General features: G+C 52.4%; 10 protein-coding genes. 6 read left to right on the forward strand and 4 right to left on the reverse strand.

Annotated features, from left to right (window positions below; translation table 11 throughout):
* Positions 1-579 precede the first annotated feature (579 nt).
* From CA13_RS30545 to CA13_RS30555, 3 genes are all read left to right on the forward strand, one after another.
* Positions 580-1,029 (forward strand): hypothetical protein, encoded by a 450-nt coding sequence (locus CA13_RS30545; RefSeq protein ID WP_146403126.1) that lies wholly within the window; start codon positions 580-582, stop codon positions 1,027-1,029.
* A 111-nt stretch (positions 1,030-1,140) separates the two neighbouring features.
* Entirely contained in the window at positions 1,141-1,485 is a 345-nt protein-coding gene (locus CA13_RS30550) for a zinc-ribbon domain containing protein (protein ID WP_146403128.1), read from the forward strand.
* An 8-nt stretch (positions 1,486-1,493) separates the two neighbouring features.
* The gene (locus tag CA13_RS30555) at positions 1,494-1,841 is read left to right on the forward strand and encodes a putative signal transducing protein (protein WP_146403130.1); all 348 of its coding nucleotides are present in this window, start codon (positions 1,494-1,496) and stop codon (positions 1,839-1,841) included.
* A gap of 37 nt (positions 1,842-1,878) precedes the next feature.
* Here the strand turns inward: CA13_RS30555 and CA13_RS30560 are convergent, their stop codons facing one another.
* Positions 1,879-2,928, reverse strand: coding sequence for a transaldolase family protein (locus tag CA13_RS30560; protein WP_146403132.1), 1,050 nt, complete (start codon positions 2,926-2,928; stop codon positions 1,879-1,881).
* A 343-nt stretch (positions 2,929-3,271) separates the two neighbouring features.
* A complete protein-coding gene (locus CA13_RS30565) occupies positions 3,272-3,865 on the reverse strand; it encodes a hypothetical protein (RefSeq protein ID WP_146403134.1) in 594 nt (197 codons plus the stop codon).
* 349 nt (positions 3,866-4,214) lie between these two features.
* On the opposite strand from CA13_RS30565, the gene CA13_RS30570 reads away from it, so the two are divergent.
* Positions 4,215-6,611, forward strand: a complete 2,397-nt coding sequence (locus tag CA13_RS30570) for an alkaline phosphatase D family protein (protein WP_419195045.1) — start codon at positions 4,215-4,217, stop codon at positions 6,609-6,611.
* A 151-nt stretch (positions 6,612-6,762) separates the two neighbouring features.
* Here CA13_RS30570 and CA13_RS30575 read toward each other — a convergent pair whose 3' ends face one another.
* Together CA13_RS30575 and CA13_RS30580 are read right to left on the reverse strand one after the other, a co-directional pair.
* On the reverse strand, positions 6,763-7,137 hold the full coding sequence (locus tag CA13_RS30575) for a hypothetical protein (RefSeq protein WP_146403136.1): 375 nt from the start codon (positions 7,135-7,137) through the stop codon (positions 6,763-6,765).
* Positions 7,138-7,258: 121 nt separating this feature from the next.
* Positions 7,259-7,726, reverse strand: a complete 468-nt coding sequence (locus CA13_RS30580; RefSeq protein ID WP_146403138.1) for a hypothetical protein — start codon at positions 7,724-7,726, stop codon at positions 7,259-7,261.
* Positions 7,727-7,965: 239 nt separating this feature from the next.
* Here CA13_RS30580 and CA13_RS30585 point away from each other — a divergent pair, with 239 nt between their 5' ends.
* Positions 7,966-9,336: a Gfo/Idh/MocA family protein gene (locus CA13_RS30585; RefSeq protein ID WP_146403140.1), complete on the forward strand. Its 1,371-nt coding sequence runs from the start codon at positions 7,966-7,968 to the stop codon at positions 9,334-9,336.
* A 573-nt stretch (positions 9,337-9,909) separates the two neighbouring features.
* Entirely contained in the window at positions 9,910-13,242 is a 3,333-nt protein-coding gene (locus CA13_RS30590; RefSeq protein ID WP_419195046.1) for an FAD-dependent oxidoreductase, read from the forward strand.
* Positions 13,243-13,297: the final 55 nt, after the last annotated feature.

Raw genomic sequence — 13,297 nt, forward strand, 5'->3', positions numbered from 1 at the left:
CGCTTCCAACCCCAATGGAAATCGCATTACAGCGGAACACTCTGCAAATTTCTGATTGCATCGCTACTTTTCCCGTCATGGTCGCATAGCAGGGCAGCTCTCCTCTCAGCTGATACGACAGACGAACCATTGAGTCGTGTTGGTCCGCAATAGGGATGCGTGAAATGGCGGTTGGAAAACAGAACGCCGTCAGAAAACAACGCTAACAAGAACCTCGCCGGCGATTTCTTTTGAACCTGTTTGATCCAAAGCTCCTTTAATGCCAATCATCGGCGAATATCACAAATACCTTTGGACGCCTCGGATCGCTCGCATAACACCTGAATGCACCGCCATTAAAAAGCCAGATGCGAAGAGTAGTCCTATTGAAAGTTTCATCAATGAAGTCGGCGTGCGCTCTAATTGGAGCATAGGTGAAGTCTTACGTTCGGCGTTGTGTTTCGTTGACCATTCGGATCGGCGACCGCATGACACTTTCGTCTACCAGATTAACAGATAGCCTTGACGCGTGCGAAACGCTGCACTGGAGAATGTGGCAACATGGCACATCAAATCATAAAGTATCGAGGAGCGACACAAATGTGTTCGTTCCAGCTGCTCACTGGCATCGAACAGAGGTCCGCCGAACAGGTTCGTTCTCAATTGAGCATTGAGCGTGATTGCTTCGTCTGCCCCAGTGGTGAACGTCCTGTCTTTGGATGTTTAGCGACACCGACATTGGCCGAACTACGTGCGAGACTTGGCGATGTGAATACAAGCGTGGACCGACTTCGGGGCCGGGAAGTCATTGGCGATGCTCAGACGCTTCATGCAGACGCCGCGATCCTCAACAATGCCAATTCCGCATCGAACAAGCTTTGCCTAACGCTGCTTGGTGGCGGTGCCCTCGGCAACAAAGACACGTGGATCATCGACGCAATTCGAAGATGCCTCACTTGGTATCGAACACAGAATCTTGACGCTGTGATCGTTTCCCACAAGTCGTCCAGCGATTTAGTGCAACGAGTAGTAACGGACTTTCGATATTGAATTGCGACGAGGTCATTCGTTGCGAACCTACAGAGCGTTCCTTGGGTCCAAACGATAACATTGGACCAAATAAAGCGAACTGCACAGCTACCCCAAAACAGGATCTTCGCCATGACGCGCCGACGAGAAAAACGGAAAGCTGCTAAGCCCTCCAATCAAAACGTCATGCCCGATGGAGCGGTGGTGGCAGATCGGTCCCGTCAGGTACCGAACAATTCGTATGATCTACCGCCCCGATTTTATGTTGACATCGAGTTCAAATGCTCTGATTGCGGTATAAAAGAAGTATGGACGGGCAAACAACAGAAATGGTTCTACGAAGTGGCAAAAGGATCACTCTACAAAACGGCCAAGCGATGCGGAGTGTGCCGCAATCGGATCAAAGCCGCCAAGGACCTCCAGCGAGAGCAGATGGCAAAGGCCGACGCAGCAAAAAACGCAACTAAGAAGGGGTAGTACAAATCGTGATTGAATCGGAAATGGTTGAAGTCTATCGTGCTGCGGATAACGCCGAAGCACACTTGTTATGCGGGATCATGCAAAACGAAGGAATCAAGGCACGAGTGGTAGGTGACCATCTCCGAGATGTCCTCAGTCACCTCGCCATCGGCGCGGTTCCACCTCGGATCCTCGCTCCTCCAGACGGCTATGAAGCAGCACGCAAAATCGTGCTCGCGTATGAGACCAGACACAAAGCACCGGTTGACGGATCGGCAGCTCAGTGGATTTGCGCTCGTTGTGGTGAGTTGAACGATCCTACATTTGACGTGTGCTGGCAATGCCAAAGCGAACACGGTGATCCTGCCGAATAATCGAACGTTTCAAATCCTACCTCGAACTCGCTGTCATTCACGACAGAAGGAGTTCGCGTTTCCTTGCAATTTGCTCGAGCAAGTCGCGCTGCGGTTGAATGAACTTGTCAATACCTTCGCTCATCAATGATCGATACATCGTTGGGACATCGACTTTTTGGTTGATCTCGTCTTGAATGGACTCATTTGCCATTTTGTGAATCTTTCGACGAAAATTTTGGCCGCTGTTTTCAATAACCTCGATCAATTCAGGCGGATTCGTTTGTATGTCGCCTCCAGCAATTGCATCAACGTATTTCCACGCCGGCCCTTTAGGATCCTTGGTTTCCATGCTGGCAAAGATCAATTCTTGTTGAAGTGGCAAATCCTTGTCCGCCCAGAAGTCCTGATTCAAATGCCAAATACGTTTCGCATTCAAAATTCCTACGATCCCTTGCGCGTCGGATGACAAGTCCGTCACTTCCCGATTCGTATAAACATTGATGCGCGAGATAAACACACTGTAAACGCTCTTGAAGTCCTGTAGGCTCTTGCGCTGCTGAGCGCCGCGCCATATCGCATCGCGAGCACGGGCATATTGATCAACGGTGAATATCAAAGTCACGTTCAGGGTGACGCCACACGCAGCAAGAGTTTCCAGTGCATTGATGCCGGCGTCAGTTGCCGGGACTTTGATCATTCGGTTCTCATGTCCCTTCGACCATGTTTTTCCAAGTTCGATGTATCTCGCAGTTCGGTCCGAATCGGAAAGCAAAGTGTCAGGATCCTCCAAAATTGGGTCCAACTCAAAACTCACCCAACCTGCATCTCCGGCCGATTGTTGATGGATGGGCAAAAACTTTGCCTGTGCGTCGCGAACCAATTGATCGGTCAATTGCCAGGCGATCGAATTGTCGTCGAATCCTTCGCTAAGTAGCAATTCAATCTGTTCATCGCGACTTCCCGATTCAATAATTCGGCTGATGATTGCAGGATTACTCGTGGCTCCGGTCGCCCCCCAAAGAAGGCTCTTGTCCACCTCGGACGGCTCCACGGTATCGAGGTAAAGTTTCGTTCCGGTTTGCAGTAACGATTGGAGCGAGGACATGGTCACTTCCTTGAGATTGTATTGCTGTTATCGTGTCGAATGGCGCTCTGTTCGTCACCAAAAATCATCCACAGGAATGTATATATAGTCACCCATTTTGTCGATTGCACTTGTTTGGTGTATTGCGTCAGGGCGAAATCAGACGCCAACACTTCCTGCGATAGGAACCCAATTTCGGCCCTAATAGGTACCCCCGAAGAGAAATGCCGGGGGAGAAGAAATTTGGTTCGCTAACCCGGTGCAGAAAAATGCCCACGATCTTTCGTGTTTTCGGATTTTCTGAACAGTCTGAACAGCAAGAACGGATCCAAATCAGCTATCCTCGCCTTCTTAGCCCACTGAGTTAACGTAACGGTTCGAGTTTGGTGATTCGTTGATCGAGCGAGAGTATCTCTTCACCAAGATGGTTAAGCTTTACCTCCAAGCGGTACAGCATTGAAGAAATCTCTTCCGGGTTGTTGATCAACGCGAGATGCAATCGAGCTAGATCATACTTCAATTCCAGACGTCTCCATTCAAGTTCGCTGATACTGCTTCTGGCGACCTTTTTCCTTCCTTGTTCTAAGCTCAGTTTTGCGAGTCGCAGCTTTTCTTCGGCATGCCGCAGGCGAACTCGTTCGGGACCGCCAATCGATGCCAAAGTGGCTTCTTCGTACTGTTGCTTGGCAACGGCTAGATTCGAGCGAAGTCTTTCAATCGCCATTTCGGGGATGTTCCCTGAATACTTACGGTTTTCTTCCAAGGCGTATTGAAGTTCGACACGAGCTAATTGCATGTTGGTGCTGGCATGCTCCAAAACGAGGTCATACCTCGAACTTTCTTGTTCGTCACTAACCAGCGCCGGGCCTTGAGAGGATAGTGATCCCGGAAACAGCGGGAACGAAACCAGCAAAAAAATAAACACCCAACGCGTTGTCCACTTATTTACGTTTGACATCGAATTTGCTCTTGGTTTGCGTGCATATCACCCCATGCGCGACATTATCGCGCGATGAGCAACGAAATTCCCTCGAATTCAAAGGCTTGGGCTCGGCTTAACGTACACTCGATACGCTCGCTATTTTAAGGAGCAAGCTATGTGCCATCTTCCCTTAGCGGTGTCGGAAAAAGCAACAATTTGCGTTCGTTCGGAATCGGAAACCGGTGAAGGAAGCTGACAACCTCGTCTCTACACGACATAGGCGTCTCTACACGACATAGGCGTCTCTACACGACATAGGCACGAGAATTCAGTAGACTCCAATTTCCCCACGCCAACTTCCGCCTGAATTTTGGGAAACCGATTGATGATAGCGATCCGAGCCAGCTTGTTTCTTGACTTGATGCGTTCACTCCTGGTTATCGCATTCCTGGTTATCGGTGTCTCCGTGCATGCGGCATCGGTAGCGATTGATTGGAAGCGAGTCGAAGACCGTCGTTGGCCCGGATCCGAATTTTGGGCCAACCGACTACAGGATTGGTCGGTCGTGGGCGGAAAACTGCAATGCGCTTACGAGTACGGTGGGAACGACTGGCGCACCGCACACCTGCTGACGCACGATTTCAACGCCACCGGAGATCACTTTGAGGCGGAACTATCTTTCAGTGCTACGGCGGATGGACACGCGGGCATTCTGCTTGGCGGAGGCGAGGGCAAGCTCAATTACAAGCAAGCGTCGATGATTCAAGGTGTTCCTGGCTTGGGTGGTGGCTTCCTGGTGGATTTTGCATTTTCCAAAAATTCGCTGTGTGTTCGCGACTTCGGCAGCGATGCCGAGATCAAAATACCTGCACCCCTAAAAGAGACTCAGCTACGAAACCGCGTCGACACGGATACCCCGTTAAGACTCAAAATTATTGGCAGCAGGCGAAATGCCGAAACGTTCAGCCTCGTCGCCACGCTGGTGGCCAATGGCAACGTCCTTGCTACAGTGCAAGCCGATGTCCCCACCGATCGACTCATCGGAAACGTTGCCATCGTCAGTATGGGCGGCACCCAACAAGCACCCCATCAGTTTTTTGGCGTGAAGCTCTCAGGCAACCGCGTCTCGGAACATCTCGAACGCGCCTACGGTCCCATTGGCGGAGTGCTCTACTCGGTGGCCAATGGTGATCTAAAGATAGGCGTTCAATGCATGTCGATCGGCCAAACGATCGACGCTGGAGAGTCCTTTGGCAATGGTTGGCGGTGCGGCGTACAGGTTGAGAAGCGACAACCCGATGGTTCGTGGCAGAGCGTCACGCGACCGGTTGGTTTCAGTGAGCCGGACTACTATGCGCTGCTCCGTGTGAAAGAGCACGACCGATCCAAACCAGCCGACTTCCGTGTGGTGATGCTAAACGGCCCCGAGGACGCACAGCCCTACATGTTCCATGTCCCAGCGGAGCCAAACAGCGGCGAGTTGGTTATCGGAGGCGTCTCCTGCACAGGCGACATCGGACGCATGGGCCTTGGCGACAAGTCCAAGCTCAAGCCTGACGAATCCTATATCGGGATTTGGAGTCAGGCAAACCAATGGGCACCCTTTAGTGGGATCACTCAACCACTGATCGAGCGCAAGCCGGACATCGTCTTCTTCACCGGTGACCAGATCTATGAATGGTGGCCAACGCGGATCGACGTGACCGACGCCATGCCGGATGAAGATTACCTCTACAAGTGGATGATCTGGCATTGGTCTTTCCAAGCAGTCTGCTCAAAGTTTCCCTGCCTAATTCAGACCGATGACCATGATGTTTGGCACCCCAATCTATGGGGCGACGGCAGCCGACTGATGACCGAAGGATGGGACAGGGGCGGTGGGTTCATCAAGAGCAGCTACTTCGTCAACATGGTCCAGCGCACCATGTGTGGACACAACCCCGACGCGTACAGCCCTGGGCCTAACGACAGCGGCATCACAAACTATTTCTGTACGTTCACGTACGGTGGCGTTGACTTCGCGCTTCTTGAGGATCGCAAGTTTAAATCCGCCCTTCCAAGTGTGCACGCCGGAATGGAACCCAAAATGCTCGGGGATGCCCAACTTCGTATGTTGGCGGAATGGGTCGACATGCCTAACAAGGCACCTGCCCGCGTCGTCGTCAGCCAGACGAACTACGTCACCATCAATACGATCGCCAACGGTAACATGCGTGCCGACCGTGATTCCAATGGCTGGCCCAAAACCGCTCGGGACAAAGCGGTGGAGCTATTTGACAAGGCCGGAGCATTTCTGTTTACAGGCGACCAACACCTCGCTTCGGTCACTCGCATGGACACGATGGCATCGAAAATGGGTGTGTTTCAATTTTGCCAGCCCGCTGGCGGATGTATTTGGTGGCGTTGGTTCTATCCCAATGACGAGCAACACATAGGTAGTGGCCCCCTCGCCGGCAAACCTTCGTACATCGGTCACTTTACCGACGCCTTTGGAAACACCTTTGAAACATTGGCGGTTGCCAATCCGGGCAGTCCGCAAGAGATGCGGGTCCACACGAATCCCCCTAAGCATATTCTCACCGGCAAGCAACGAGCGGCGGGCATTGGCACACGCTACCGTATCCACCAGGGCGAGGGATTTGGAATTGTCCACGTCGATGCTGATAACGACCGTATGACTTTGGAGTGTTGGCCCGACAAGAACGCGACGATGTTGACGCCCTATCGCCAATTCGATGGTTGGCCGATCCAATTGAAACTGAGCGAAATGCAACGGCGCTAATCAAAACCGCCCAATTCGTGCTCGCTAGCGAATGACGGTGTCGGTGTTCGACGTACCGCCGCGCCTGTTAGACGCAAATCCGCACGTTATTGGAAATCGCAGACGATAATTTGCGAAAACGCACGTCAATGCATCACGGCCCGATTCGGCGTCATTTGGCAAGCCTCACGTAATCGAGACCGAACAGATTAGCACCTGTTCGGTGACCACCTTTCGACATTGCGTTGTGGCCCACAATGGTCGCTTTGAGCCGGTGTAAGCCTTTTGTCAAAGTCAATTTTCCCAAGGAAATCTCACCGCTCGTCGTGACTTCTGTATCATACAGGTCGACCCGCTTGTCCACGGATTCTCCATCGACTGCGAATTCGAAAATCCCATATTCGATGGCTTTCGTGAACACGGCAAGTAAATCGTATTTGTCATCTGCCGGGACAGAGAATTCAATCTCAATCGACTCGCCCATTTTCCCTTGGGTCCAAATCAGTTGGGCATCGCGGCTCCACAAGCCATCCCGATACGTGGACATATCTTGCACCCAATGCCTGCCCGAACCGACACTGAGTACATTCCCCACCCCTCTCCCACGACGACCTTGCATGACTTTGCAAAGGAGATAGGAACGAATTCGTTACGTCCCCGTGAAAGTGTCATCGCGAGGCCTGGGAAATCCTTCTCGATATCGTCAAATTTGCTGCAAAGGGCTTGTCAATGATGGGCGTCTCGCTGCCGTCAAGGAAGATTTTGACGTGTCCCCGGTCGGCCCTGGCGGACCAAATTCGCCACAGTACGCCAGGACCTTCTAAGTCGACCATCACCTGCTGTTTTCCATCGTGGCGAATACTGCCACCGCCGTCGTTGTTGGCGCCCCCATTTTGGTATCGATCGGCCTTCGGATCATACGACATGCTACGGTCGTGACTCGTCGAAGCGAAGGTCTTCTCGCCGGGGACAACCGGCGTAGCAAGCCTCTCCAGGTCGGTCAATCGTCCCACACGGTCCGCGTACGTCACATGCTCTGCGGCCGAAACTGTGCCCGCTATCGATGATGAAAAAACGGCGAGCACCCGCGAATACATGAAGGTTTGGCAAATGGACCTAACAGTATTGGGTTTCAAGTGGGGGGCTCGTTCTCTCACTTTTTTGGATGTACTTCCCGCACAATCTAGCCTTATTGACAGATTCGGGACATCCTTGCCAAGCACCATGAAAAGCGGGTGAAGGTGCGCGTGTCGGAAACAAAAGTAGACTCAGCGATCGCTTTTCGACTATCCTAGTTGCTTCAACTTCGTACCAAGGCACGATTTTGATCCGAACTTTCCCACCTCACTTCCCGCCTCCGTAAGGATTCTCTCTGATGCTCAAAAATCGCCAAACAAACCGCCGTCGATTTCTCCAAGGAATGGCCGCTGCTGGAACCGCAAGCGTTGTGCTTCGGTCACCCCATCAAGTTTTTGGCAAAGAGTCGCCCAACGAACGACCGGTATTCGCAACGATCGGACTGCGTAACCAAGGTTGGGCGATCACCAGCAAGTCGTTAAAGTTTGCCGATTTCGCAGCCTTGGCTGATGTCGATGCTAACGTGCTAGGAGCAAACGTCGAAAAAGTAGGCCAAAGACAAAGCAAGAAACCCGACGCCTACAACGACTATCGCAAGGTCCTTGATCGCAACGATATCGACGCAGTCATGATCGCCACCCCTGACCACTGGCACACCAAGATCGCCGTGGAAGCCATGTACGCGGGAAAGGATGTCTACTGTGAAAAACCCCTCACGTTGACGATCGATGAAGGCAAATTGATCGAGAGCGTTGTTAAGGAGACGGGCCGCGTTTTCCAAGTTGGCACCATGCAGAGGTCCGAATGTCAACAACGATTCCTGCAAGCCATTGCGATGGTCAAGGATGGTCGAATCGGAACCGTCCGACGCGTCACTTGCGGTATTGGCGGCATGTCCGCCTCGCCCGCCATTCCCGTCGTTCCCATTCCAGATGAACTCGACTGGGATTTTTGGCTTGGACCAGCCGCGAATACCCCTTATCGAGCCCTACCCCAAATGCGAGAAGGTTACGGCGGAGGCGTGCCCCTGTATAGCAACGCGCACTATTCCTTCCGTAACTGGCATGAGTATTCGGGCGGTAAGCTGACTGATTGGGGCGCCCACCATGTGGACATTGCTTGTTGGGCAATTGGTGCCACGGATACAGGGCCTAGCAAAGTCACGCCGATCGAATACACGTTGCCGGTCGACTACAAGGATGGTCATCCCGTCGTGAATGATCGGTACAACACGGCCACGAGCTTCAAAATCCGCGTCGACATGCCAAACGATGTCGAAATGACGATCAATAGCACCGGCGACAACGGAATCCTTTTCGAAGGCACGAAAGGTCGCTTCTTTGTCAACCGCGGTAAAATTGCTGGAAAACCGGTCGAGGATCTCACGGACAGTCCGTTGCCTGAAGCAGCGATCGAGGATGTCTATGGTGGCAAAGTAAGCGAAAATCATACCGCCAACTTTATCGAAGCGATGAGGTCTCGAACGCAGCCGATTTCGGATGTTTGGTCACACAATCGTATGCTCGAAATTTGTCACCTCTCCAACATCGCAATGCGTCTGGGCCGAGAACTCAATTGGGACCCAGCCAAACGTGAAATCATCAGCGATGCAAAAGCGAATTCTTTTCTAGCTCGCGAACCCCGAAAGGGTTTTGAGATCAACATGTAGCGTCGCATCGTTTTGGCCCAGTCGAATTGGCGCGATACTGTGGCTGCGTCGTGGAGTGGAACGGTACAGGTTGGCAACGATTAACAATATTGCCAACTTGTGCCCGTTTACTCGATGGATGCGTCGCATTGGGCTACTCATTCTGTACGGATGTGGGAAAATTCCGGACCCTAGCTCCGGATCAACCGGTTGTTTCAAAAACACGAACGGATCTCGTTCGTGGTGAATCTTTCTGCTTGAATTTTGCTTTGAGACGTATATAAATAAGTGTGCTAAAAAAGTAGTTGCAAGTTTTTGCTTTGCTACCGCGCCGCTCATTTATGCATCGACAATCGCTCGTCATTTCCAGCCATTAAACTTGGTTTGGCTTGCTTGCTGGTTATTCGCGTTGCGTCTGTGCTCGGAACTGCAAATCAATTTGCGAACGTCCAGCGAAAAGCACCGTTGTCTTTCACGAAAGGACCATTTCAAGTGTTCCTTCGCACCAAATGCGGACGACGAAGTCGCTTCGAGACTCTCGAGGCGCGGTGCCTCCTTAGCGCAAATCCCCCCGTCGTCTTCTCTGACGAATTCGTGCTTAGCTATGGTGGTGAACCACAGGATGTCCATGGCGAATGGCTCGTGTCCGAGGACGCCAAATCACTGAACCTATCCGGAAACGTTTGGAAAGCGATTCCTCTGACCTACAACATCACTCCTGACACGGTCCTCGAGTTTGATTTCCAAGGCAACTCACAAGGCGATCTTCACGGCGTCGGGGTCGATACGGATCTCGAACTTGATCGTACCGATCATTGGTTTGCCTTGTATGGAACCCAAGCAAACTTCGGTAATCGTGACTTCAAAAACTACAGCGGCGAGGGCACGCAGCGGTTCGTGATTCCAATCGGTCAGTACGTTCAGGGATTTCAGCACTACCTGACGTTCGGCAATGATCACGACGTCGGGGACCCAACGGCTGAGAGTCTGTTTTCGAATGTCCGCGTCTATGAACGCGGAATTCCGCTGGGGGACTATCCGGTTTTTCCCTATGGCTCGGCCAAACAAGACGTCAACGGCGACTACACTATCGATGACACTTCGCGGTCCATCCACATGATTGGTAACACGTGGAAAGCGATTCCATACAATTACATTGTCACCCCTGAAACGGTCATCGAGTTTGACTTCGCAGCGCCAACCGAAGGCGATCTTCACGGCATCGGGATTGATACGGATCTTCAGCTCAGTCGCACCGACCACTGGTTCACGCTGTTTGGAACGCAAGCGAACTTTGGCAATCGCGACTTCAACCTCTACGGCGGCGAGGGCTCACAAAACATTGTTGTTCCGATCGGTGAGTACTATCAAGGTCAAATGAACTACCTGACGTTTGGCAATGACCACGATGTCACCGAGCCAAACGCGGAAAGCGTCTTTTCCAACATTCGCGTGTACGAGAGGGGCCTCAACTTTGATCACCACGACGTCCTCCCTTACGGAATCCCAAACCAAGACATTAGCGGCGACTACGCCATCTTCGACGAATCGCGTTCCATCGAATTATCAGGGAACACATGGAAGGCGATTCCGCACGACTACGTTGTCACCCGTGACACCGTGATTGAGTTTGACTTTGACGCCCCCACCGAAGGCGAACTGCAAGGCATCGGCATCGATACCGATCTTCAGCTCAGCAACACCGACCTTTGGTTCAAACTCGCGGGGACCCAAAAAATCTTTGGCAACCGAGACTTCGAGCATCATGGGGGAAACGGATCGGAGCATTTTGTCATCCCGATTGGGGAATATTTCGAAGGCCCCATCGCCTATCTGACGTTTGGAAATGACCACGATGTCATTTCACCTACCGCCATCAGCCGGTTCAGCAATCTTAAAGTCTACGAGCTAACCGATACTCATCGTCAGCGACAATTCGGATACGACATCGTCATCTACGGTGGAACGCCGGCCGGAGTCGTCGCTGCCGTGCAAGCCGCGCGGCTCGGTAGATCGGTTGTTCTAGTCGCGCCGAGCGGCCACGTCGGTGGCATGACTAGCAGTGGCCTAGGCGCGGTCGACACAGGAAAACGAGAGACGATCGGCGGAATCGCGCGAGAGTTCTTTCAACGGGTAAAGACATACTACGATGATCCGGCGAGCTGGGTTTTCGAACAGTTCGAGGACTATGAACATTATACCGCCGAAGACGACGTGATGTGGAAATTGGAGCCGCACATTGCCGCGCAAGTCTTTGACGACATGCTCGACGAACATTTTGTCCCCACGATCTTCAAGGAATGCCTGGAACGCGGCTCGGGCGTTACGATTGCCAATGGTGGAATTCGCTCAATCACGATGGAATCGGGACAAACCTTTAGCGGGCACGCGTTCATTGACGCAACGTACGAGGGCGACCTTATGGCGAGCGCCGGGACTTCTTACACCGTTGGCCGAGAAGGCGTTGAGGTCTATGGCGAATCGCTCGCCGGTGCCCAGGTGCGCGCCGTGCCAAGTTCCGTTCAATCCACATTTCCCGTTGATCCCTTTGTCACACCAGGTGACTCAGCAAGCGGATTGTTGCCTGGAGTTCATTTGTCTTCCGTCCCAACCGAAGGCCAAGGCGATCACCGTATCCAGGCATACAATTTCCGTCTCACATTGACCGACAACCCTGAAAATGCTGTGCCCGTGGTCAAGCCAGCGAACTACGATGAAACCCTCTACGAACTCCTTTTCCGATACTACGAGGCCGGTAACACGGAGATCCCAATCTCGTTCCACCCGCTGCCCAATGGCAAAACCGACAGCAACAGTTTCTCAGTCTTCTCGACTGATTTTGTCGGCAGAAACAATGACTATCCGGAGGCAAATTACCAACAGCGGGAACAGATTGTTCAAGCCCACTTGGACTATCAACAAGGGTTGTTGTGGACACTAACGCATCATCCCCGGATACCACAAAGCATCCGTGACGAGATGGCCAAATGGGGGCTCGCGGCGGACGAGTTCTCCGACAACAACTATTGGCCGTACCAGCTCTATGTTCGCGAGGCACGCCGAATGACGAGCGACTACGTGATGACCCAGTTCGATATCGGTCGGGTCCGGGTGGCGTCGGATTCCATTGGCCTTGGCTCCTATCCAGCCGACTCACACGTGACGCAACGATTCGTTGACCAAAACGGGAACGTTCAAAGCGAGGGCGGTTTCTACATGCCACTTGGCGGAGCTTTCGCCATTAGTTACCGCTCTATCATCCCATCCGACGACGAAGCCAACAATCTTCTTGTACCAGTAGCGATCTCCGCGTCGCATGTCGCCTTTGGTGCCATTCGGATGGAACCGGTCTTCATGATCATGGGTCAATCAGCAGCGACGGCTGCTGTGCACGCAATTGACTCGAAAATCGCAGTCCAGGACATCGATTATCATTTGCTTCGCGCACAACTCATTGCCGACGGTCAACGTCTTGATATCCCATCAGATCTTCTTCCACGATCGGTTATTCTTTCATCCGATTTTGATGGCGTTACCATTGACGACACCCAAGCACAATTTGACGGAACCGCTCAATGGAGTGTCGGCAGTTGGCCGTTTGTCGACTACGGGTACCATCACGACCTAAATACAGACAAGGGTGATTGGGCAGCAACTTACAACGCCTCGCTTGAAACCGGTCAATACGAAGTTCGGCTCTATTTCCCAGCAACACGCAACCGTGCATCCAACGTTCCCGTCACGATTGTGCATGCCGACGGCACCACGCAAGTCATCGTCAACCAACGCGTCACCACCAGTACAGGTTATGTAACATTGGGCGCGTTCGAATTCAATTCGGATTTGGCCGCCAGTGTGATCATCAGCAACTTCGGCACCGACGGCTATGTCATCGCGGACGCAGTCCAGTTCTTACTTGTATGCTGAGAACCCGCGACGGTGAAGCATTTCCAACGAGTGACGCGGCGGAACCAATCGAATG

This window comes from Novipirellula herctigrandis (genome assembly GCA_007859835.1).
GTDB lineage: Bacteria > Planctomycetota > Planctomycetia > Pirellulales > Pirellulaceae > Novipirellula_A > Novipirellula_A herctigrandis.